Source organism: Pandoraea vervacti (assembly GCF_000934605.2).
Taxonomy (GTDB): domain Bacteria; phylum Pseudomonadota; class Gammaproteobacteria; order Burkholderiales; family Burkholderiaceae; genus Pandoraea; species Pandoraea vervacti.
The window spans coordinates 4,163,586-4,185,738 of sequence record NZ_CP010897.2; the positions used below are offsets into that span (position 1 = coordinate 4,163,586).

Sequence of the window (22,153 nt, forward strand, 5' to 3'; positions counted from 1 at the left end):
ACCAAACGAATACCCATCACGGTCCGAACCCCATGAGCGAAGTCAAACAAATGCCGGTCGTCGAAGTCGGCGCCGACGAAATTCCGGTCCACTGCCCGAATCCGAAGATGCCCTTGTGGAGCACCCACCCGCGCGTGTACATCGACGTCAGCCACGGCGAAGCCGCCTGCGCCTATTGCGGCACGCGTTATCGCCTGAAGCCCGGCACCGTGCTCAAGGGTCACTGACCGCTGTTTGCCTCGCGAGACGGACCCGACACAGCCAGCGCGCAGCCGACGCGCTGCAAGCGCCGTGACTGCATGGCCCACCCCGTGTTCCGTCCGCTTCATCGTCACGCTTAACGTACAGAGTCTCCGCCACGATGCATAAAGCCTTGGTGATCGCCCCCAACTGGATTGGGGACGCGCTGATGGCGCAGCCGTTGTTTACCCTGCTCAAGCGTCTGCATCCGCGTCTGACCATCGACGCGATCGCGCCCGGCTGGGTCGCCCCGGTGCTGGAACGCATGCCGGAGATTTCGCGCGTCGTCGCCACCGACCTCGCGCACGGCAAATTGCAGCCGCTCGAGCGCTACCGGCTCGCGAGCGTGCTGGCCGACGAGGGTTACGACGCCGCCTACGTGCTGCCGAATTCGCTGAAATCGGCCCTGATTCCGTGGCTCGCGCGCATTCCGCTGCGCATCGGCTACAAGGGCGAGCAGCGCTACGGCCTGCTCAACGTGCGCCATGCCAATCCGCGCAAGGACGAGCGTCCGCCGATGGTGCGGCACTACGCGGCATTGGCGTTCGCCCCAGGGGCCAAGCTGCCCGAGACGCTGCCCACGCCGCGTATCGAAGCCGACCTCAACGAATCGGCCCGCGTATTCGCGCGCTTCGGGCTCGATCTGCGCGTGCCGCTGGTCGTCTTCTGCCCGGGCGCCGAGTTCGGTCCGGCCAAGCGCTGGCCGCCGGGCCATTTCGCCCAATTGGCCCAGTTGGTGCGCCGGTCGTTCCCGTACGCGCAGATCGTTGCCCTCGGTTCGGGCAAAGATGGCGCGCTCGCGCAGCAGATCGCTGCGGACGCCCCGTTCGTGCGCAATCTTTGCGGTCAGACGTCGCTGGCGGAAGCGTGCGCGTTGCTGGCACGGGCCAACGCCGTCGTGAGCAACGACTCGGGGTTGATGCACGTGACGGCCGCCCTGCGCCGCCCGCAGATCGCCCTGTTCGGTTCGTCCGATCCGCGCCACACCCCGCCATTGTCGGATCAGGCGCATGTCCTGTGGCTACAATTGGAGTGCAGTCCGTGTTTCGCCCGCGAATGCCCGCTGGGACACACGCGCTGCCTGAACGAGCTGATGCCCGAGCACGTGTTCGCGAATCTGCGCAACATCCTGCTCACGCAGCGCTGAACCGAGCGAGACACCGAAAGGCCTCAGTTCGATCCCGGTAACACTCAACGGTAAATCCTCATGCCACGTTTCGTCCGTCTGTTCGATGCCGCCAGTGAAACCATCACGGCCTTTTATGACGCACTGCGCCGGGGCCAGACGGACCGCGCCATGGCGCTCTGGGCGAATGAGGATTTCGTGAGCTACATTCGCGCCGACGGCACCCGCTGGGATGGCCTCGAACAGATCCGCGGCGGCCTCGTCGCGCAGTTCGCACAGAGCGTGGTATTGCTCGATTCGCTCGATACGACCGAGTACGACACCGTCGGCACGGTCGTGCACACGGCGACCGAGGCCATGCGCGTCGGCAACGAAGACGCCAAACAGAACACGGCCCAGCTCATCCACACGACCTACGTGCTGGTCCACGAGCAAGGCGACTGGCGCTTTGCCCACATCCACTCCAGCCCGCTGCCGCCGCATGCCGTCGAGCAATTCAGCCTGATGATGCACGCGCGTCCGGACGGGCTGCACTGATCGATCCGGAGCCCGGATGACAGCGCGCCCGGCCGTCTTTCTTCCCGAGGATTACCGGCCACCCCGGTGGCTGCCCGACGGGCATAGTCAGACGATCTATCCGGCGCTGCTGGGCCGACGCCCGTTCATCGAATTCCGTCGCGAGACCTGGGACACCCCCGACGGCGATTTCGTCGACGTCGACTGGCTGGTGGCGCCGCCCGCCATGGAAAAGTCTCCCCCCGCGCCCGACGGGCTCATCGAGACACCGCTCGTCGTGTTGTTTCACGGGCTCGAGGGCGGCTCGGGCAGTCACTATGCCCGCACCCTCATGCGAGAAGTCCAGGCGCAGGGATGGCGCGGCGTCATCCCTCACTTCCGTAGTTGCAGCGGTCGCATGAACCGCGCCCCGCGCTTCTACCACTCGGGCGACAGTACCGAGGTCGACTGGATGCTCCAGCGTCTGCGCGCCAGCGCGTCAGGGCCGATCTTCGCAGCGGGCGTATCGCTCGGCGGCAACGTGCTGCTGCGCTGGCTCGGCGAGCGTGAGGGACATGCCACGCAGGTCGTGAGCGCCGCCTGCGCGATCTCCGCACCGCTCGATCTGCGCGCCGGCGGTCTGGCGCTCTCGCGCGGCTTCAACATGGTGTATACGCGCAACTTCCTGGGCACGCTCAAGAAGAAGGCGCTGGCCAAGCTCGACCAGTATCCCGGACTTTACGACCGTGCGCTCATGATGGCCGCGCGCGATCTGGGCGAGTTCGACCACGTGGTGACCGCGCCGCTGCACGGCTTCCATAGCGCGTTCGATTACTACACCCGCGCGTCCAGCAAGCCGATTCTGCCGGCCATCGAAGTCCCGACCCTCGTCATCAACGCACGAAACGACCCCTTTCAGCCCGCGAGCGCCCTGCCTGGCGAAGACGACGTCGGCCGCTTCGTGAAACTGCTGCAACCGGCGCACGGCGGACACGTCGGTTTCATGAGCGGCCCGTTTCCGGGCGGCTTGACGTGGATGCCGCGCACGGTCGTCGACTATTTCCGTCAGTTCGTGCCGAATGCCGCCTGAGTACAGGCGCCGGCTTGCGCTCGATACATATTAAGGATTCCGAATGGATGAGATCGTTCGACAGGCGATGGCCAAGTGGCCCAACGTGCCGCATTGCTACGGCTGGCTCGCGCTGGATCGTCGCGGGCAGTGGCGCATGCGCGACGAAGCCGCGCAAGCCGCGGGAGCTGCAGGCGACCCGATTCGTCACACGGCACTGATCGCGTTCATCGCACGCAACTACGCCAGCGACGACGCCGGCCGCTGGTACTTCCAGAACGGTCCGCAACGCGTGTATGTTTCGCTCGCGTATGCGCCCTTCGTCGTGCGGTTGACGTGGGATGCCGCAGCGAACGAAGGGCGTGGCGCGCCGGTGCTGACGGATCAATTGGGCAAGCCCTTCGTGCCGCAGGCATGCCTGCTCGACGAGGACGGCAGCGTTGCGTTTGCGGGCGCAGCCCATGGCGACACCCGTGCACCGCTGGCATTGCTTCACGACCACGATATCGACCTGCTCACGCAGGTATCGGATCTGGCACAGGCGTTCGAGATTGCGCAGACATCCGACGACACGGCCGATGCCCGCGCCGCCGTCCATCTCCACTGGAAGAACGGCGACAGCTTGCCCTTTTCCACCGTACATGCGGGCACGCTCCCGCAGACATACGGCTTTGAGCGCGAGCCGCAAACCGACCACGACGATTGACGCGCTATACAACGGTGTGCCCCCGGACACGCCGACTTTCATCGAACAGGTCGGGATACCGGCGCATATAGAACGTCTCGATATCGTCGTGGGCGTCATTCGGATTGAGCAACCGCCAGGGCTCACGTGCGAAATAGGCGGCCAGCGCGGCGATGCAAGCCAAACCGACATACCAACCATAGGGCCCGCCCACGTCGCGCCACGTGTTGCTCCACGCATATGACGCGCCATGCAACGTGCCATGAAACGTGCCATAAAACGCGAACGACAACATGCTCGTCAATTGTCCGGTCAACAGGGTGGCGCTTGTTAAAGCAACTACGGGTTTGGGGAGGCAGCGAATCGAACCTCACCCGAACTGCTTATTGAAGTCCTTCTCGTCTTCCTTGTCTTCCCGGAAGCGACGCTGGAACTCGTGCAGTTTCGCGTCGATGGTCGACATTTCGTAGAAATCGGCGTCTCCCGCGTCGCGCGCCAGTTTCAACTGGCTGACGGCGGCCATCCACTGGCCCTGCAACGCGTACTGTTCCGCGAGCGCTTCATGCTGACGCGCTCGCTTGCCGCCCGCAGCCCACGCCCCGGCTAACGCCCGCCACCAGATCGGCTCGCTGCGATAGCGCTCGACCTGCGACTGCAGGAATTTCGTGGCGTCGGCAATGCGCTGACTGGCGACGAGGGCATCCGCATAGGCCATGTCGGCCGCCTGCGAGAGCGGAAAGGCGGCACGTGCCTGCGTGGCAATGCGCAGCGCTTCGTCGGCTCTGCCCGACAGGCGCGCGATGTCCGAACCAAGTACGGCAAGGCTGGGTGTGCCCGGCCCGGTTCCACCAAATGCCGAGCGCGACTTCTCGAGCGCATCGCGCGCGGGCTCCCAGCGACGCTGCTTGAACTCGGCGAGCGCCACGGCGTACCACGCGCCGGCCACGCTCGGTGCGGTCTGCGTTCGGATGGCGGTGCGCTGGGCCTCGGCAATCGCGGCGAAGTCGCTGGCCGATTTTTGCTGCAATACGAGCGAGCGGGCACGCACGAACACGTATTCCGGCGACTGCTCGGGCTGCCGGTAACCGGCGCCGCGCGAGCGATTGAGCATGTCCGCGATGCGATCGGTCGTCAGCGGGTGAGTTCGTACGTATTCCGGCACCCCCGCTTCGTTAATGGCGTCGGCGCGTTGCAGGCGCTCGAAAAACGTCGGCATGGCATACGTGTCGAAGCCCGCCGCCTGCAGCAACTGGAAACCGACCCGATCCGCCTCACGTTCTGCGTCACGGGAGAATCGCAGTTGCCGGTCCACGGCCAGCCCCTGCCCGCCCATCGCGATGCCCATCCCAAGATCGGAGCTTCTCGCGCCGATACCGGCCAGCAGCCCGAGCAGCAGCCCACCGAGCGCAATCCACGAGTTCTGCGCCTGTTGGCCGAGCATTCGTGCGATGTGGTGTTGCAGAACGTGGCCGGTTTCGTGACCGACCACCGACGCCAGCTCCGACTCGGTACGCGTCGTCACGATCAATCCGGTGTTGATGCCGATGAACCCGCCGGGCAACGAAAAAGCGTTGATTGCCGCATCGCGCACAACGAAGAATTCGAAGCTCTGACTGGCGTCCAGTCCGACCTTGCGGGTCGCCGCGACGAGCCGGCTGCCCAGCGCATTGACGTAGTCCGAGAGCAGCAGATCCGCGAGATAGTCCGGGTCGGCGCGAATCTCGCGCATCACGCGCTCGCCCAGCTTGCGCTCCATCGCCGGCGAAAGGTCCGAGGCCGAGCTCTGACCCAGCGTCGGCAGTCCCTGCGCTGCGGCGTGCGTCGGCACGACGGCGCTCGCTAGTGTCATTGCCGTCATCACGGGCAACATGGCCAAAGCGACGGTGCGTCGCCAGCGCGCGACGTGGGTCGTGCGGGCGATGGCGGTGTTGGCGAGTCGGGCGCGCGTCGGCATGGGCATCATGCGAGGCAAGGCGCCTGAAGTGGCTGAAGCAGACGGCGCCAGCGTACCGAATGGGATGGGAATGTCGCGCGGGACAAACAGCACGTGGCGTACCACGCGCGTGAGGATCGCGACGAACGCAGCGAGTGACGCCTGGGCGTAACCCACCGGAGCGACCGGAGCATCGTGAGCAGCGTGGTCGACGTAGTCGGCGTGATTGACGTGATCGGCTTCATGGACGTCAAGAACGTCATGGATAGGGGCGCAGCGCGGCGCTGATCATTCTGGGCTGCTGCTATGATAGCAGCCAGACGTGCACGTTCCGCACCATCGCCCGAACGTCCGGGGCATCAGCGAATCGCGCTTGCGCGCCTCGCAGATCCGGCGCATCCGACGCGCGCTCATGCGCACTTTCGGTCATCATCCCAGCACCTTCTCAGCATCGACTCATGGCAGAACTCACCCACTTCGACACCGCCGGACAGGCCCACATGGTTGACGTCGGCGGCAAGGACAGCACACATCGCATTGCGGTCGCGCGCGGCACCATCCGCATGAAGCCGGACACGCTGGCGCTGATTCGCAGCGGCACGGCAAAAAAGGGCGACGTGCTGGGCATCGCCCGTATCGCCGCCATTCAGGGGGCGAAACGCACGGCCGACCTGATTCCCCTGTGCCACCCCCTGGCGCTCACTCGCGTTACGGTGGAGTTTCTGATCGACGAGGGCGAGAACGCCGTACATTGCCGCGCGCAGGTCGAGACCATCGGTCGCACCGGCGTGGAGATGGAGGCCCTCACCGCCGTGCAAGTCGGCCTGCTGACGATCTACGACATGTGCAAGGCAGTCGATCGCGGCATGACCATGACCGACGTTCGCGTGCTCGAGAAGCACGGCGGCAAGTCGGGTGACTGGGTCGTCGCGGAATAAACCCACGGGAAAATTCGCGGGAAAACGCGACGGCAAGCCGTCCGGCATCGGACGGCTTCATGCACCGATGGGGTACCGATGGGGCACCGATGGAGCACCGATCGAGCACCGATCAGGTTCGCGACGCGGTCCACTGCACGGCCAGTATGCTCGCGAACACCATCGCAAGTCCCACGAATGCCGGGCCCCTGATCGCCTGCCCGAGCAGCACCCAGCCCAGCACGACGGCCGTGAGCGGACTCAGCAGTCCCAGCGACGACACGGCCACCGGCGCCAGACGTGCAATGCCCCGGAACCACAACGCATACGCCAGCAGCGCGCCGGCCATCGAGAGGTACGCGTAGCCCGCGATCTGCAAGCCGGTGAGCGAGGGCAACGCCGGATCGACCATCAGTGTCACCGGCACCAGCATCAAACCACCCAGCAGCAACTGCCAGCCCGTGAGCGCAAGTACTGGCATGTTCAGTCGCCAGCGACGCGTGAGATACGTACCCGTCGCCATGCTCGCCGCACCGGCCAGCGCCGCAACGATACCGATCGGCTCGAACACCGTGCCCGGGGACAATAGCAACACCCCCATCCCGACGACCCCTGCCACCGCCGCCCAGACCGTGCTCGCCAGCGGACGCCGCTGTTCCACGCCCCACGCCAGCGCCATCACGAGTAACGGCTGAATGGCGCCCACCACCGCCGCCAGCCCGCCCGGCAACCGGTACGCCGCCACGAACAGCAGCGCCTGAAACGCACCGATATTCAGCGCGGAGAGCACCAGCAGACGCCCCCAGTCCCCACGCGCAGGCCGCCGTCGCGCATATATCAGCAGCAATAGTCCTGAAGGCAACACGCGAATCAGCGCGGCGGTGAAGGGGCGCTCGGGCGGCAGAATCTGTGTCGTCACGATGTAGGTCGATCCCCAGATGACCGGCGCGAGCGCCGTCAACACGATATCCAACCAGGTGCCTTTCGAGGGCGACGTCGTTGTCATGATCATTTATCTTCAATTCAAGATAAATTGGAGTTTGGTATCCTTTTATCTTGATGTCAAGACAACTTGAGAGGACGTATGGCCAACGGGTCGACAGAAGATGAAGCGACGCAGCGAGCGCAGGACACACACGGCGCGGCACGCGCGCGTCGCACGGGCAGTCCGCCTCGCACGCCAGTGAACGGCGATGCCGTCGACGCGATTCTTGCGCAGTGGCGCCGCGAGCGCCCTGACCTCGACGTCTCGCCCATGGGCGTGATCGGTCGTCTCAAACGTTGCGCTGCGCTCGTGCAGCAGCAACTCGACGCAACGTTCGCCCAATTCGACATGAGCGGCTGGGAATTCGACATGCTGGCGACGTTGCGTCGCTCCGGCGCCCCGTATCGGCTGGCGCCGACGGCGCTGTTCTCCACGCTGATGGTGACCTCCGGCACGATGACGCACCGGTTACAGCGCCTGGAAGGCCGGGGATGGATCATCCGCGTGGCCAATCCGGATGACGCGCGCAGCACGCTTGTCCAGTTGACGGATGAAGGGTTCGCGCTGATCGAACGCGCCGTGGAGGCTCACGTCGCCAATGAGCACCGCATGCTGGCGCCGCTCACGAAGGCATCGCTCACCCAAATCGATGCCGGGCTGTGCGACTGGTTGCGTGTACTCGAATCGAGTAAGTCGCAGACAAGCGGCGCATAGGCCGCGGGGCAAGTCGCGAGTTGGCATCCCATCGAAAGCGACGCTGAAAATGAAACAGGGCCGCCATGGCGACCCTGTTTCTTGACGTCAAGCCAAATTAACGGATCTGTCGGTCACGCCGCAACGGCCTTGCCAACACGCTGACGTTGCGGCCAGAAGTACCACACCGCCCCAATCACTTGCAGCACGACCAGCACCGTCCACGCGACGAAGTGACCTTGCGCGCCTTGCGCCGCGTACGCCCCCAATATCGCACCCACACCAACCTGGCACAGGAAGATCAGCACAAAGATGACGAGGGTAAGCGACGTATTCACGCGGCCGATCAGCGTGCCGTGGAAGTACTCGGCAAGCACCGCGTACGAGAGAATGCCTGTGCCGCCAAAGATCCCGTACGCGGCCCACAGCCAGCCGGGCGGAATCGGCGTTCGCAGCATGAGCAGCAACTGCACGACGACGAACAGCACCATGCCCACGCCCGAGAAGGCGAAGAGGCTCACACCGCGCCGCTCCAGCGAGCGAGCCGCCGCGCCGAACACCACGCTGCCCGCCATCATCGAGAGCCCGACGACCGACACCACCGAGGCGGCCTGCGCCTCAGACAGCCCTTCGACGTCACGCATGAACGGCGCCATCCACAGCGACTGCATCGCATAGAACACGCCTTGCGTGATCCCCGAGAGCGACGTCACTTTCCAGAACATGGCGCTGCCCAACACCTGACGCACCCCTTGCAGCGCCTCCGACAACCCGCCCTGCGCGTGAGCGCCCGGCTTCTCCGGCGCACCGAACCACAACGCGGCCGACATGAAAACGGTGAGCGCCGCAAGGCCGAATGACAGGACGCGCCAGTCCGTCAGCCCCAGCAGCCAGTTCAACGGTGTTCCGACGACGACGCCGCCCATGCCGCCCACCGCCATCACGAGACCATTGACCAACGGCAACCGTGCAACCGGAAACCATTGCGCGAGCGCCTTGAACGCACTGCCCAGACAGACCGACACCCCAACGCCAATGAGCAGACGGCCGACCATGAGCGCGGCTATGCCTTGCGCCAGACCGAACAATGCGGCGCCGGCGGCGGCCAGCAGCAACACGAGCGACGCCACGCGACGAGGACCGAACTTGTCGAGTAACACCCCTGCCGGCAACTGCGCGCCGGCGAAGCCGAGAAAGTAGAGACTCGTGAGCAGTCCAAGGTCGGCGGACGAAAGGCCCAATTCGCGCGTCATGAACGGCGCAAATCCGATATTCACGCCGCGATACACGTATGAGACGAAGTATCCGCAGGCGAACAGCACGAAAATTCTGAATGCTTTCGACATGGAGTCAACCCTAGCAAATTGCCTGGGCTCGATTGTCGGCGGAACTGCCCGTCGAGGCCAACGAAACCTTTGCGCTCGCATTGTGAGTAAAATTTGACATCATGTTCCCACACCTCCCTCCTCTCCAGTCCCTACGTGCACTTGAGGCGGCCGTCCGTCATCGCAGCTTCACGCGCGCCGCACAAGAGTTGAATTTGACGCACAGTGCCGTGAGTCATCACATGCGTTCGCTGGAGCAGCAACTTGGTACCCCGCTGTTTCGCCGCGTAGGCGCCCGGATGATACCGACGAGCGTGGGCGCGCGCCTGGCAGAGCGCGTGCGCATCGGCATGTCGGAACTCGACGAGGCGATGACCGAGGCGAAAGCGGGCATCACCCCCGATGCGACGCCCGCCATCGTCCGTCTGGAGATCAGCGTGATGACCGATCTCGCGGCGCAATGGCTGATTCCGCGGCTGTCGCGCTTTAGCGACTTGCATCCGGGCATCGATCTCGTGGTACGGATTCACGCCGATATCGCCGCCCCCGATCCGTATTCGGTCGATGTGGGCATCTGGCATCAGCGGGTGGAGGAGCCGGGATTCGTCACGCGCAAGCTGCTCGACGATTTCGTGATCGCGGTTTGCCGCCCCGATCTGATCGCTCGCGTGCCGGGCTTCACGCTCGCCGATACCCCAAAATTACCGATGCTGCGCTTCGCTTACCGGTCGTGGCGCGACTGGCAGGTCGCCGCTGGCCTGCCAGCGCACGAGCCGACGCGCGGACCGATTTTCGACGACTCGGGTCTGCTGCTGCGGGCAGCCCTCGCGGGACACGGCGTTGCCACCGCAAGAAGTTTGCTGGTGCGCGACGCACTGGCTGCGGGCGATCTGGTGCAAATCGGTGACGTGTGCATTCCGCCGAGCCTCGAATATCACGTGAACTGGCGGGAAAATCATCCGCGCGAGCGCGCGATTCACGCGTTCTGGGATTGGATGCAGGAAGAAATTGCGAACACCGCGCCGCTGAAGCCCTCCCCCATCAAGGGATAAACAAACCGCCAGGTGAAAAAAAACGGCAACCCGGTCCGAAGACTGAGTTGCCGTTCCCTGAGGCAGACACTGTGGGGCGCCTTACGGCACCCCGGTCATGCAGTCTCTTGCGAGACTTACATGCCCATGCCCATGCCGCCCATGCCGCCCATGTCGCCCATACCGCCGGCCATCGGAGCATCTTCCTTCGGCAGTTCGGCAACGGCGCAGTCGGTCGTCAGGAGCAGGCCCGACACCGAAGCGGCGTTTTGCAGTGCGGTGCGGGTGACCTTGGTCGGGTCCACAACGCCCATTTCCACCAGATCGCCGTACTCGCCGGTCGATGCGTTGTAGCCGTAGTTGCCCTTGCCGGCGACCACGTTGGCCACGACGACGCTGGCTTCTTCGCCACCGTTGGTGACGATCTGACGCAGCGGCTCTTCCATCGCGCGCAGCACGATCTTGATACCGGCGTCCTGATCAGCGTTGGCGCCCTTCAGGTCCGACACAGCCACGCGAGCGCGCAGCAGTGCAACACCACCGCCCGGGACGATGCCTTCTTCCACGGCAGCGCGGGTCGCGTGCAGCGCGTCTTCGACGCGTGCCTTCTTTTCCTTCATTTCGACTTCGGTCGCAGCGCCGACCTTGATCACGGCAACACCGCCGGCCAGCTTGGCCACGCGCTCTTGCAGCTTTTCACGGTCGTAGTCGCTGGTCGCTTCTTCGATCTGGGCACGGATCTGCTTGACGCGTGCTTCGATGTTCACAGCTTCGCCGGCGCCATCGATGATGATGGTGTTTTCCTTGCCGATTTCGATGCGCTTGGCCTGGCCCAGCTCTGCGAGCGTTGCCTTTTCGAGCGTCAGACCGATTTCTTCGGCGATGACCTGGCCGCCCGTCAGGATGGCGATGTCTTCCAGCATGGCCTTGCGGCGATCGCCGAAGCCCGGAGCCTTGACGGCGCAGGTCTTCAGGATGCCACGGATGTTGTTGACCACCAGCGTTGCGAGGGCTTCGCCTTCGACGTCTTCGGCGATGATCAGCAGCGGACGGCCAGCCTTGGCGACTTGTTCCAGAACCGGCAGCAGGTCACGGATGTTCGACACCTTCTTGTCGAACAGCAGGACGAACGGGTTCTCGAGGATCGCGACTTGCTTTTCCGGGGTGTTGATGAAGTACGGCGAGAGGTAGCCGCGGTCGAATTGCATACCTTCGACGACGTCCAGCTCGTCTTGCAGCGACTTGCCGTCTTCGACGGTGATCACGCCTTCCTTGCCGACCTTGTCCATCGCCTTGGCGATGTAGTCACCGATCGAGGTGTCGCTGTTGGCCGAGATCGAGCCGACTTGCGCGATTTCCTTGTTGGTGGTGCAGGGCTTGCTGATCTTGCGCAGTTCTTCGATGGCGGCAGCAACGGCCTTGTCGATACCGCGCTTGAGGTCCATCGGGTTCATGCCCGAGGCAACGTACTTCATGCCTTCGCGAACGATCGACTGGGCCAGCACCGTTGCGGTGGTGGTACCGTCGCCGGCGTTGTCGCTGGTCTTGGAAGCCACTTCCTTGACCATTTGCGCGCCCATGTTCTGGAGCTTGTCCTTGAGTTCGATTTCCTTGGCGACCGACACACCGTCCTTGGTCACGGTCGGGCCGCCGAAGCTGCGCTCGAGCACGACGTTACGGCCCTTCGGGCCCAGGGTCACCTTGACTGCGTTCGCGAGGATGTTGACACCCTCGACCATCTTGGAACGAGCGGCGTCGCCGAAAACGACTTCTTTAGCTGCCATTGCATTAACTCCTTGAATTCTTTACGTAGATGTCTGGGGGGACAGACTTACTTGGCCACGACAGCCATGATGTCTTCTTCGCGCATGACCAGCAGTTCCTGGCCATCCACCTTCACGCTCTGGCCGGCGTACTTGCCGAACAGAACACGGTCGCCCACCTTCACGTCGAGTGCGATCAACGCGCCTTTGTCGTCGCGCTTGCCCGGGCCGACCGCGAGGATTTCGCCTTGATCCGGCTTTTCAGCGGCGGCGTCCGGGATCACGATGCCCGAAGCAGTCTTCGTTTCGTTGTCCAGGCGCTTGACAATAACGCGGTCATGCAAGGGACGAAGATTCATTACAAGCTCCTCTTTCTCTCAGTGAGATCGTCAAAACTAAATATGCAATCATTTGCATATTGGGGAATTCATGGCGTTGTTAGCACTCTGCGCCAACGAGTGCTAATTATAGGGACGGGGTTTTACGATTTCAAGACGCGGGGTTTTCCCGGATGTCGAAAACGCTTCGATCTGCGGGCACTTCAGAACCGGTAGCGCACCTTCAGGCTGCCCGCCTGCGCGGATGCGCGCGCGGTGTTGACGAGCGCATCGTAGGCGAGGGAGACGTCCAGATGCTTTGCGAGCGTCACGCCGAAGCTCGCGCCAAGCGTCAGATAGCCGCGCGCCAGGGGAGTGCCGGGGGCCACGAAAATCGTGCCGTCCTGCGAGGCCACGTTGATGGCCCGTCCTGCATCGAGCAATTCGTAGGCATAGGCGGCGCGAAATTGCGCATGCATCGGTCGCCACGCCTCTCCGAACGCCTTGTCGAACGTTACGCCCACAAACGGCTGAAGGCTGCGCGTATTGTCCGTTGCAACGCGCAGATTCTGTCCGCCCGCCCCGCTTTCGTCGAAGCCGTTGGCGTGGAAGTAGGCGTAGCGCAAGCCGACACGCGGCGTAACCGCCACCCCGGCAACCGACAACGGCGCGCTCGCCTGTGCCGCGGCCGTGAACTCCTGCCCGATATGATCGCCTTGCGCTGTGCCGATGCCCGCGAAGGGGCGCTTCTGTGACATGAAATCAAGGCCATAACCTACCGAGGCCGCAACATCGACCGGACCGATTTCGCGACTCCCGTAGGCGGCCAGCCGCAGGGTGTCGATCGTGCCTGAGTTCGCCGTGCCCGCCTCCGAGAGATCCGCGTGGGAATAGCCGCCTGCCAACCCGACGGTATTGTCCCCCATGCGCTTGTGCGCGCCTGCGAGGAAGCCGTAACGGTTTTCCTGAAACCCTGGCTGACCATCGGCGCCCGACAAACGCCCGTGAAGTCCCGTCGCGCTCGCCCAGACCGTGGGGCCGTGCGCGACCGCATCGCCGCTCGACAGCCCCGTCCCTGCGGACCGCCTCGTGGCCTGGTCGAGCACCGCTGCCGTCGTTGACTGGGCGTTCATCACCGCTGCCGTGCCCAGGGCAGTAAAAACGCTCGTGTTCTTCGGCGCAACGACCACGCCCCCCGACGGATCCGAAGCGCCCGGACCGCCGGATGCCGGATCGTTGAGCGCGAGCGTCACGTCGTTTGCGCCGTAGCTCAGGGCGGAGCGCAGATTGCCAAGATCGGCACCGGCCGACACCGCCTCGGTCACCGAGGAAAATCGCCCGCTCACACCGTTCGCGGCGCTCAACAAGGTGTATCGCGTCGACCGATAGGTGCCCGGGTCGTAGGTAATCGCCAGCACGCCGTTCAATGTCGCGCTGCCCGATACCTTGAGCAGCGACGCTGTCGTCGGGCTGACCTCGATCGCCAGCGTAGCGTTCGACGCTTGCGCGTAGTTTCCAGCGACGCTCAACGTACCGATGGACCCGCCCGGCGCCACGATGCCGCCGTTGGTCACATTGCCGAGGATCGTGCCGTGCCCGCGCAGCGTGCCCAGGGAACCGACCGCGACGTCGCCGCCCTGCACCGCGCGCGCGTGCGCGGCGTCGCCGATCTCCAGCGTGCCCGCCGCAACGGTGGTCGTGCCGGTAAAAGCGGTGCTTGTCCCATTGAGCACCAGCATGCCGGTGCCCCGTTTGACGAAAACCCCGTTGCCGGTGAGGTCGCCGGCGTAGGTGGCGTCGCTCGCAGCATCGACCGTCAGCGTGCTCGTGCCAACGGCGAAGCGCGTGCCCGCCGCACCGGACAAGCCGGAGAGGGTGAGCGCGCCGGCGGCGGAAGCATCGAACGTAGCGTCACTGCCGACCAGCGTCACTGTCGTCGCCGGCGACAACCGTCCGCCAGCGATGAGCGCGAGCGTGCCCGCATTGATTGTCGTCGCGCCGGTATAGGTGTTCACGCCCGCCAGCGTCTGCGTGCCGCCGTTCAGCGTCAGGCCGCCTGTACCGGCGATCGTGCCCGAGAAGACGCCCGCCGCCTTCGTCAGCGTCAGCGTTCGCGCCCCGAGCGAGACCGTCCCGAGTCCTGTCAGGGCCGTGAGTGAGGCGCCAGTCGTTGTTGCGGAAATGTCGAGCGTGCCGTTATTCGCCACACCGCTCGACGACGCAACGCTTCCGGCGCCGGTCAGGGCCAGCGCCGCGCCGTTATCGATGGTCGTCGCGCCGGAATAGGTATTCACGCCGGTGAGCGTCTGCGTGCCGCCGACCAGGTGTATGCCACCGGCGCCGTCGATGACGCCATCGAATGCCCCGCTCGCATTGGTGAGCGATAGCGTCTGGCTGCCGAGTCGCACGGCACCACCGCCGGCAAGCGCTTTGATCGAGGTGCCAGCCGTCACGCCCGAAATGTCGAACACACCGCCCACGCCGCCCACACCGGCCACCGTCACGCCCGACGATGCCGCTATGCTGGCGTTGCCCGATAGCGCCAGCGTGCCGCTGCCGATGGTCGTAGCGCCCGTGTACGTATTGACCGACGCCATCGTCAGGACATTCGAGTTGGTGCCGTCGAGCGTCAGTTTGCCTGCGCCCGACACAACGCCGGATATCGTCACTCCGGATCTCGCGGTCGAGAAAATAACGTTCGACGCGGCGTCGCTCAGCACAATGGCATTGTTCAGCGTCAGCCCGGAATTGAGGGCGGCTATGGTGGCACTTGCGCCTGCGTCGAATAGCAGATCGCCGAGAATCGCCGAGCCGGATAGCAGATTCAGCGCGTTGTTCAGGCCACCGAACTCGATAGCCGCGGCGCGTGTCGTGCCACCGCTGTTCATCCCGCCCATGATGAGGCCGTCATTAACAACGGTGTCGTTCCCGCCCGTACGGATGCCAACACCACCGGTCAAACCGGCGCCGCCCGAGATGGTTCCCGCGTTGGCAAGCGTGTTGTTCGTTCCCGCGAGATTAACGCCGATGCCGCCACTGCCCCTCGTCCCGCCGGTGACGGTCGCGGTACCGGCGCTGCCTCCGACACCGCCCGAGATCGTACCGAGGTTTGTTATGTTGGCGCGCCCACCGAGCGCGAGCAACCCGTCGCCGCCCCCGCCCCCGCCACCGCTAAAGGCGCCGGAGCCGCCCACACCGCCGGCCCCTCCGGTAATTGCTCCCGAATTGGAGATCGACGCCGATCCTGCGTAAGACATCAGCCCCGCCCCGCCGCCGCCACCCCCGCCGCCATTGCCTACGCCACCGACAGCATTGCCACCGTGGCCACCTGCACCGCCGGTGATCGCCGCAGCCACGTTGATGTCGCGGCCAAAATAGTAGATACCGGTGTTTCCGCCGTTGCCACCGCTGGCAAAGTTGGTGCCATCGGGGCCGGTGTTGCCGTCGAGGCCGCTCGTCGGGACATTGATCGATATGCCGTCGGAGAAGTAGACATTTGTCGGAGATCCCGGCGACGCCGCACCACTATCGCCGGACGCGCCAGTGCTCCCCATCCCCTGTAGCCCCCAGGCGCCGGGAATCGGCACCGTCACGCCGTTGGCGTCCAGCGCGCTCGAACCGCCGCCCTGCCCGTTGCCGACGCCACCTGCGCCGCCTCGTGCCGAGCCACCATCGCCCCCCGGTGCGCCGCAGCCCCGGATGTCCCCCGTGCTGCATGTCCCGGCGGCCCATAGCGCGGGCGCGGTCCCGGCGAGCGCCAATGCGACCGCCGTACTGCCAGCAGTTCGAACCATTCGCATACCAAACGGACGTCTGACCAACGACATAGGCGCACCGTGTGCGCCAGGCGATGCCAGCGTGAAGGTCGATGGGAACTGCGTCTTTTGGGCACGGCGCGAAGCACGCCTGAGTTTGCGTGAGACCACAAATATCCTCTCGTATTGGGCCGTGCATGGCGACCGGCGACCGAGAAGATTCGGCCTTTCCCCCGCAGTACGGCAGTTCTCGAACACCAGTGCTGTGAGATGCCGTTCGATTTGAATTGATTGAGCACTGGGGCGATGCAACCTGTTCACCCGATGCATCGGAAATCGAATGTAATACAACGAAAGGTAATTCGCTAGCCGAATTCGCCCGATGGCAAGGCGATGCCCGCCCCGCGACGCTCAGAATCTGTTTGGCTGATGCCCTGCGGCATGAACAAATTGGCCCGGTCCCCGGACGAGGATCGTCCGGATTGGGCGGCGATCCGCCGGACGCCGGGCATCCGCGCTGTTCATCGAACGCTACCGCGGCGCCCCATTTCGCCGCGTTGTACTTGAGCATCGCCGAGATTTCCCGACACGCGAGAAAGATGCCTGCGGTCTGGCCGGCACAACTCGTCGAGTCGCGACCGGTCGAGTACTCCGCCCCGACCGTCGGGCCGTTGAACACGCCTTTATAGGCAAGGCCGTTGTCGTTACACGGGTTCGGAATGAAACTGTCGTACGATCCCATGCTGTAGATATGCACCTGACATCAGCGATCAACGACGCCTTTCAGCAAACCTTTACCGGCGAAGACAAGCCGATCATCGAGGCGATTCAGCGTCAGTTCGACATCGAAGGCGATGTACCGACCGCGAACTTCACCGTCGGAGACGGCGGTGGCGTGCGTGCAAAGCGGATGCTTGCCGGACTTATCGCCGACGAACAGTCGCTGCGCGCCTAAGTGCCGCTGGAGGGACGGTAAGCGTGGGGTGGAGGGGGGGACAAAATATCGCTGGAGTTGACCCTGTAAAACCGGACACACCATCACACTAAGGTTGCTGAATCCATCGAGCGCCGGAACTCGCGAGGCGAGCGGTATTTCAGCGCGCTATGGGGGTGTTTCTCGTTGTAATGCTCAAATGCAATGGCCAGATTGTGAGCAGCGGTTGCAGCATCCGGCTTTGGCATGAAGGCGACGTAGTCGCGCTTCATCGTTTTCACGAAGCTCTCGGCCATGCCGTTACTTTGCGGACTGCACACGGGCGTGGTCAATGGCTTTAGTCCGATGTTCATCGCAAACCGGCGCGTATCGTCAGCCGTATAGCCCGAACCATTGTCGCTCAGCCACTCGATTTCGGACGGCGTATGCACCTCGTTGCCGAACCGATTTTCCACTGCGGCCAGCATCACGTCGCGCACAATGTCGCCGCTGTGGCCTGCTGTCGTCGCCGCCCAGCTCATCGCTTCTCGGTCGCAGCAATCCAGCGCAAACGTCACACGCAGCGGCTCGCCGTTGTCGCAGCGGAACTCGAAGCCGTCCGAGCACCATCGCTGATTGCTGCGCGCGACGGCCACTTTGCCATCATGTCGACGGTGGGCTCGCGGCGCAATCGGTCGGCGCTGCGTCAGCAGCCCATGCGTTCGCATGACGCGATAAATGCGCTTGGCATTGAACGGCGCCAGTCCAACTGCAACGCGCTCGTTGCGCAACGTGCCCCAAACCCGCCGGTAGCCATAGCTGGGCAAATCGCCGACGACACGGCGGATTTCCTCGACTACAGTTTCGTCGTCGGTCGGCCTTGATTGCCGGCCATCGCGCCACGTCGCCGGACGCGACAGTCGTGCCGATACGTTCGAGCGCGACACGCCGAGAACTTCACAGACCAGTTTCACTGGCCGTCCTCCGGCAGCAAGGGCGAGTGCGCTATCCATTTTTTTGCTCGGCTGTATTCAACTGCTTCCCGGAGAATCTCGTTCTCCATTGTTTTTTTGCCGAGCATCCGTTGCAGCTCGCGAATCTGCTTGAGCGCATCAGCCAACTCCGATGCCGGAACCACTTCTTCGCCAGCCTTGACCGCTGACAGGCTACCGTCCTGGTACAGCTTGCGCCAGTGGAATAGCTGGTTCGGGTTCACGCCGTAATGGCGCGCGACCATTGAAACCGATTTTCCCGGTTCGAAACTCTCGCGAACCATCGACAGTTTCTGCTCCGCCGTCCAGCGACGCCGGCGCTCTGGGCCCGTCAATACTTCCATCACTTCCTGCTTGGTGTTAGTCAAAAACACAGTCTTATGCCTACCCGTTATTGTAAGTGGGTCGCTGTGTCCGGTGTTTCATGGGGCCGCTCCAATCGCGCTGCGAGCGGAGGGCTCGCAGCGCCAGGTTTTCGGCAGACACAAATCAAAGTTAGTCCGACCGATGATGAAGGAGCCGATCAACCATTCTTGGGTACCAGACACACGGCCTTGGACACATTGGGGTTAGTTTGCCCCCGACACCCAACGACAATTTCATTTGCCACAAGACTCGTATATGCGGTTCCCGATTTTCCCGCCCCGCAGTTTGACGGCGTGCAGCCCCAGTGCGGATAAGAGCCTCCTTGCCAATTGCCCACAACAAGGGTCTGATTGATCACGGCAGCCTCGGCATAAGCGATTCCCCGCCCGCCAATACTGTCGCGCCATGCGTAGGCCTGAGCAATCGTCAGACCAACAGTGTTGTTCCACGCCACGCCATACACATTACTCACTACAACGGGAAACGACCCCTTATTGCCAACGCTGTCCTGAACCGTAATCGTGGCGCTCCCATTCCCCTCCCCGACCACTTTCCCATTTGCATTGACGCTGGCAACCGTCGGTCTGCTAGACGTATAGGAATACGGTGGAACACCACCGCTCGCAGAGCGAGTCTGCGTATTGCCCGTCGCGTCTGCATATTGTGGCCAGTCCGGATTCTTGACCGCCATACCATTCAGCGTCATCTGCGACGGCGAAATCACGAACTCCGGCGTCTGTTGCACCAACACGGTGAGTGTGGGGAAGAGAATCGCCTTCGACTCATCGTTCTCGCTATCGAACGTTACCTTCAACTCGACGCGCAGCGCCGTGTTGTTCTGTAACGCCATGAGCCGGGCGCGCGAAAGACTCCGGCTCACACCCTTCGTCACTTCGTCCTGCGTCACCGCTGACGCCAGCGCCAGCTCGATGACGTCGGCCTGCCCGCCGGGTAGCGTGCCATAACACCGCAGCCAGACTCGCTGCCCCGCCGCAATGCCCGGCCACGGCGCCGCATCGACCTGCGCATCGCCAGTGAATGACGAGAGCCTTAACTGGCCGTTCGTGGCTTGCGGAATGGTGGGCGGCGTCAATTGCCCTTCCTCAAACGAGTTGACGGTGAGCATCAAAATCCCGGACGCACTGTAGTGCCCCCTTCGCAACACGCGATAGCTCACCGGCACCGTCTTGCCGATGAAAGGGACGATGGCCTCGGGGGCCACCTCGATGTCGATCGAACCGGATGCATCGCCCGGCACCTGACCGAAGTCCGGCTTCGCGTCGATTTCCAGCTCGATCATGTCGCCCGGTTCCATGTCCTCGTAACTCACACGGACCGTCATCCCATCGACCGCGTCGATGGCCTCAAGCTCGCCATCGGGTGCATCGAGCACATGCGGTTCGGGCAACGACAGTCCGTGCGAGACCAGCAACGTCCGCTCCCGGAACGTCACCGCTTCGGCTTCGTCGCTGCTGCCGTCGAACGTCACCTTCGCTTCGATGCGCAACGTCGAGCCGTCTTTGAGCTTTTCCAGATTCACACGCTGCAAGCGGCGGTCGAGTCGACTGCCGGCTTCCTCCTCGGTGATCGCATACCCGCTCTCGAGCGTAAAGGTGATCGGCCGGTCGGTCGTCTGCGTGCCGAAGGCTCGCCACCAGAGCCGCTGGCCTGCGGCCATCAACGGCCATGGGGTCAACCGCGCGGTGGCGTCGCCGTCGAACTCCGTCAGGTTCAGTACGCCGTTCTTCGATTCGACGATGTTCGGAATCGGCAAATTGCCCGGCAGAAATGCGCTCACGGTCAGCGACAGCACCCCGGACGGCGTGTCCGTATCGTTGCGCTTCACGGTGTACGACACGGAAATCGTGCGCCCGACCGTCGGCGCGACCTTCGCCGGCGGCACGACGATGCTCACCGTGCCGCTCGCGTCTCCCGCGACCGGCGCGAAACTCTCGTCGCCATCCCAGTTCAGTTGAATCGAGTCGGTCGGCAGCATACCGTCGTACGTGACGTGAACGGTTGCGCCCTGCTTCGCGTCGACCGGCTTGAGCACCCCGTCCGGCGCGTCTTCCACGCTCGGCGCGCCAACGGCAGGCAGGTCGAACGCCACGCGCAGGTTCAGCACGTCGGAGCGGAAGACACGATTCCCGCGCGTGATGGTGTAGTACACCGGCACCGTGACGTTGATCCAGCGATCCACCACCGCCTTCGGGACCCAGAACGGGAAGTCCATCGGGATCACGATGCCAACGCCGTCGTGATACTGCTGCGGGTCGTCGTCATCGCCCCAGTACACATCGATTTCGTCACCCGGACGCATGTCGTCGTTCTCCCGCACGATCGTGGTCGCACCGTTCAGATAGGCGTCCTCGGGCAGGTAATCGCCCTCAAGCCCTTCGGCTTCCTCTACCACCGGTTTGAGCCACAGCGCGGCTCGACGCACCTCGATCAGCAGATCGTCCGACGCTTTCTCTCCGGCAAGGTTGGTGACCGTGTAGTTCACGGTGATGGTCTGCCCTTCAACCCGCTCGACGACCTCCTGCGGCACGAACATGTCCACCGGCTGGCCCACCAGATTGTCCGACACCGGAATCTGCTTGACGTATTCGTCCGGTGTACCGAAGGCGAAACGGATCGTCAGCACGTCGTTGCGTGCCATGCCTTCATAGGGATTCACCCGTACGGTCGCCGTCGGATCGGCGTCATCCGGGTCGAGTACGTCGTCGATGGCCTCCAGCACCTCTGGCGCGTAAATGCCGGACGGCAACGGCAGCACGCGCAGCGTGACATGTTCCGACTGGACTTCGGTGCCAATGACACCTGTGACCATGTAGAACACGGTCACGGTATCGCCGCCGTTGGCGTTGGCCTCGATCACGCCACGCGGCACCGTGACGGTAATCCCATCGACGGTGAGCACGGTCTCGGTGCCCGTCGCCTGCCCACCGTCCGACGTCCCCAACCAGAACCAGGTCAGCGTGTCGCCCGGCGTCATATCGGGCCACACGAAGATTTGCAGCGTCGGACCGTCCGGCACCAGCGAAGGGTCCAGTTCGCCGTTGACTTCGCCTTCGACGATCGGTGCCGTCAATTCGGCAAGGACACCGCCCCGATCGCCATTCGACGGGTCGGTATCCACGGTCCGCGCAGACGACGGCGCGCCCTGCGCGGGAACAGGCGCTTCTAGAGCAAGGGGATCTCGGCTATCCATGATGGCCTCCGGAAGATGACTCGGGCGCTGAGGCTTCGCGACATCCCGAATGTCCGTGGGATCCGTGGGATCGGTGGAATGCGTGGAATCTGCGGCATATCGGCATTGCCACGCATCGCAGCAGGCATCAGCCTCCCCATCTCGCCACACGAATCGACGCCCGCCTACTGTCAACGTTGACAGGCAAAGGCGCCCACCCGCGCGACGCCCCCGCTTCACGCGCGGCCGAATTCCCACGTCCCGGCTTCACGTATGAGCGATTTCCTAAGGCACCTCCCGGAAATCCGTGGCATCAAAGCGGGTGCGCGAATGACGGACGGCGCGCCGTCCATTCCAC

18 protein-coding genes are annotated in these 22,153 nt (G+C 63.8%); 9 read left to right on the forward strand and 9 right to left on the reverse strand.

The window, feature by feature from the left end; translation table 11 throughout:
- The first annotated feature begins 32 nt into the window (after positions 1–32).
- The 5 genes from UC34_RS18075 (at position 33) to UC34_RS18095 (ending at position 3,636) form a co-directional block, all read left to right on the forward strand.
- Positions 33–227, forward strand: coding sequence for a zinc-finger domain-containing protein (locus tag UC34_RS18075; RefSeq protein ID WP_044456658.1), 195 nt, complete (start codon positions 33–35; stop codon positions 225–227).
- Between the two features lie 134 nt (positions 228–361).
- On the forward strand, positions 362–1,387 hold the full coding sequence (gene waaF, locus UC34_RS18080; RefSeq protein WP_044456659.1) for a lipopolysaccharide heptosyltransferase II: 1,026 nt from the start codon (positions 362–364) through the stop codon (positions 1,385–1,387).
- 60 nt (positions 1,388–1,447) lie between these two features.
- A complete protein-coding gene (locus tag UC34_RS18085; RefSeq protein WP_044456660.1) occupies positions 1,448–1,903 on the forward strand; it encodes a nuclear transport factor 2 family protein in 456 nt (151 codons plus the stop codon).
- A gap of 16 nt (positions 1,904–1,919) precedes the next feature.
- Entirely contained in the window at positions 1,920–2,951 is a 1,032-nt protein-coding gene (locus UC34_RS18090) for a YheT family hydrolase (RefSeq protein WP_044456661.1), read from the forward strand.
- A 43-nt stretch (positions 2,952–2,994) separates the two neighbouring features.
- Positions 2,995–3,636: a DUF2946 family protein gene (locus UC34_RS18095; RefSeq protein WP_044456662.1), complete on the forward strand. Its 642-nt coding sequence runs from the start codon at positions 2,995–2,997 to the stop codon at positions 3,634–3,636.
- 4 nt (positions 3,637–3,640) lie between these two features.
- On the opposite strand, the gene UC34_RS18100 is transcribed toward UC34_RS18095, so the two are convergent.
- A complete protein-coding gene (locus tag UC34_RS18100; protein ID WP_044456663.1) occupies positions 3,641–3,910 on the reverse strand; it encodes a hypothetical protein in 270 nt (89 codons plus the stop codon).
- Positions 3,911–3,985: 75 nt separating this feature from the next.
- Positions 3,986–5,725, reverse strand: coding sequence for a M48 family metalloprotease (locus UC34_RS18105; RefSeq protein ID WP_237165147.1), 1,740 nt, complete (start codon positions 5,723–5,725; stop codon positions 3,986–3,988).
- Positions 5,726–6,006: 281 nt separating this feature from the next.
- Between UC34_RS18105 and moaC the strand changes: the two genes are divergently transcribed.
- Positions 6,007–6,486, forward strand: coding sequence for a cyclic pyranopterin monophosphate synthase MoaC (moaC, locus tag UC34_RS18110; protein ID WP_044456664.1), 480 nt, complete (start codon positions 6,007–6,009; stop codon positions 6,484–6,486).
- A gap of 112 nt (positions 6,487–6,598) precedes the next feature.
- Here the strand turns inward: moaC and UC34_RS18115 are convergent, their stop codons facing one another.
- Positions 6,599–7,471, reverse strand: coding sequence for an EamA family transporter (locus tag UC34_RS18115; RefSeq protein ID WP_044458368.1), 873 nt, complete (start codon positions 7,469–7,471; stop codon positions 6,599–6,601).
- 78 nt (positions 7,472–7,549) lie between these two features.
- Between UC34_RS18115 and UC34_RS18120 the strand changes: the two genes are divergently transcribed.
- Positions 7,550–8,164 (forward strand): MarR family winged helix-turn-helix transcriptional regulator, encoded by a 615-nt coding sequence (locus tag UC34_RS18120; RefSeq protein ID WP_084070783.1) that lies wholly within the window; start codon positions 7,550–7,552, stop codon positions 8,162–8,164.
- A 113-nt stretch (positions 8,165–8,277) separates the two neighbouring features.
- On the opposite strand, the gene UC34_RS18125 is transcribed toward UC34_RS18120, so the two are convergent.
- Entirely contained in the window at positions 8,278–9,489 is a 1,212-nt protein-coding gene (locus UC34_RS18125) for an MFS transporter (RefSeq protein WP_044456665.1), read from the reverse strand.
- 101 nt (positions 9,490–9,590) lie between these two features.
- Between UC34_RS18125 and UC34_RS18130 the strand changes: the two genes are divergently transcribed.
- Positions 9,591–10,520, forward strand: coding sequence for a LysR substrate-binding domain-containing protein (locus UC34_RS18130; protein WP_044456666.1), 930 nt, complete (start codon positions 9,591–9,593; stop codon positions 10,518–10,520).
- Positions 10,521–10,636: 116 nt separating this feature from the next.
- Here UC34_RS18130 and groL read toward each other — a convergent pair whose 3' ends face one another.
- The 3 genes from groL to UC34_RS18145 all read right to left on the reverse strand — a co-directional run bounded on the left by groL (position 10,637) and on the right by UC34_RS18145 (position 16,373).
- The gene (gene groL / locus UC34_RS18135) at positions 10,637–12,283 is read right to left on the reverse strand and encodes a chaperonin GroEL (RefSeq protein ID WP_044456667.1); all 1,647 of its coding nucleotides are present in this window, start codon (positions 12,281–12,283) and stop codon (positions 10,637–10,639) included.
- A 47-nt stretch (positions 12,284–12,330) separates the two neighbouring features.
- Positions 12,331–12,621, reverse strand: coding sequence for a co-chaperone GroES (groES, locus tag UC34_RS18140; protein ID WP_044456668.1), 291 nt, complete (start codon positions 12,619–12,621; stop codon positions 12,331–12,333).
- 182 nt (positions 12,622–12,803) lie between these two features.
- Positions 12,804–16,373, reverse strand: a complete 3,570-nt coding sequence (locus UC34_RS18145) for an autotransporter outer membrane beta-barrel domain-containing protein (protein WP_157123233.1) — start codon at positions 16,371–16,373, stop codon at positions 12,804–12,806.
- 712 nt (positions 16,374–17,085) lie between these two features.
- Between UC34_RS18145 and UC34_RS18150 the strand changes: the two genes are divergently transcribed.
- Positions 17,086–17,289 (forward strand): hypothetical protein, encoded by a 204-nt coding sequence (locus tag UC34_RS18150; protein ID WP_044456669.1) that lies wholly within the window; start codon positions 17,086–17,088, stop codon positions 17,287–17,289.
- Between the two features lie 83 nt (positions 17,290–17,372).
- Here the strand turns inward: UC34_RS18150 and UC34_RS18155 are convergent.
- Both UC34_RS18155 and UC34_RS18165 read right to left on the reverse strand, forming a co-directional pair.
- Positions 17,373–18,583 (reverse strand): IS3 family transposase gene (locus UC34_RS18155; protein WP_157123312.1). Its coding sequence is split into 2 segments (ribosomal slippage): positions 17,373–18,268 and positions 18,268–18,583, totalling 1,212 coding nucleotides; the frame shifts between segments, so codons are not numbered across the junction.
- Between the two features lie 179 nt (positions 18,584–18,762).
- Complete coding sequence (locus UC34_RS18165) at positions 18,763–21,816, reverse strand: hypothetical protein (RefSeq protein WP_157123234.1); 3,054 nt, start codon at positions 21,814–21,816, stop codon at positions 18,763–18,765.
- Positions 21,817–22,153: the final 337 nt, after the last annotated feature.

What these genes read in the sequence shown, in the direction of transcription:
- UC34_RS18075 (WP_044456658.1), top strand. Translation starts at nt 33, where the DNA reads ATGAGCGAAGTCAAACAAATGCCGGTCGTCGAAGTCGGCGCCGACGAA.
- waaF (WP_044456659.1), top strand. Translation starts at nt 362, where the DNA reads ATGCATAAAGCCTTGGTGATCGCCCCCAACTGGATTGGGGACGCGCTG.
- UC34_RS18085 (WP_044456660.1), top strand. Translation starts at nt 1,448, where the DNA reads ATGCCACGTTTCGTCCGTCTGTTCGATGCCGCCAGTGAAACCATCACG.
- UC34_RS18090 (WP_044456661.1), top strand. Translation starts at nt 1,920, where the DNA reads ATGACAGCGCGCCCGGCCGTCTTTCTTCCCGAGGATTACCGGCCACCC.
- UC34_RS18095 (WP_044456662.1), top strand. Translation starts at nt 2,995, where the DNA reads ATGGATGAGATCGTTCGACAGGCGATGGCCAAGTGGCCCAACGTGCCG.
- UC34_RS18100 (WP_044456663.1), bottom strand. Translation starts at nt 3,910, where the DNA reads ATGTTGTCGTTCGCGTTTTATGGCACGTTTCATGGCACGTTGCATGGC.
- moaC (WP_044456664.1), top strand. Translation starts at nt 6,007, where the DNA reads ATGGCAGAACTCACCCACTTCGACACCGCCGGACAGGCCCACATGGTT.
- UC34_RS18115 (WP_044458368.1), bottom strand. Translation starts at nt 7,471, where the DNA reads ATGACAACGACGTCGCCCTCGAAAGGCACCTGGTTGGATATCGTGTTG.
- UC34_RS18120 (WP_084070783.1), top strand. Translation starts at nt 7,550, where the DNA reads ATGGCCAACGGGTCGACAGAAGATGAAGCGACGCAGCGAGCGCAGGAC.
- UC34_RS18125 (WP_044456665.1), bottom strand. Translation starts at nt 9,489, where the DNA reads ATGTCGAAAGCATTCAGAATTTTCGTGCTGTTCGCCTGCGGATACTTC.
- UC34_RS18130 (WP_044456666.1), top strand. Translation starts at nt 9,591, where the DNA reads ATGTTCCCACACCTCCCTCCTCTCCAGTCCCTACGTGCACTTGAGGCG.
- groL (WP_044456667.1), bottom strand. Translation starts at nt 12,283, where the DNA reads ATGGCAGCTAAAGAAGTCGTTTTCGGCGACGCCGCTCGTTCCAAGATG.
- groES (WP_044456668.1), bottom strand. Translation starts at nt 12,621, where the DNA reads ATGAATCTTCGTCCCTTGCATGACCGCGTTATTGTCAAGCGCCTGGAC.
- UC34_RS18145 (WP_157123233.1), bottom strand. Translation starts at nt 16,373, where the DNA reads ATGGTTCGAACTGCTGGCAGTACGGCGGTCGCATTGGCGCTCGCCGGG.
- UC34_RS18150 (WP_044456669.1), top strand. Translation starts at nt 17,086, where the DNA reads ATGCACCTGACATCAGCGATCAACGACGCCTTTCAGCAAACCTTTACC.
- UC34_RS18165 (WP_157123234.1), bottom strand. Translation starts at nt 21,816, where the DNA reads ATGGATAGCCGAGATCCCCTTGCTCTAGAAGCGCCTGTTCCCGCGCAG.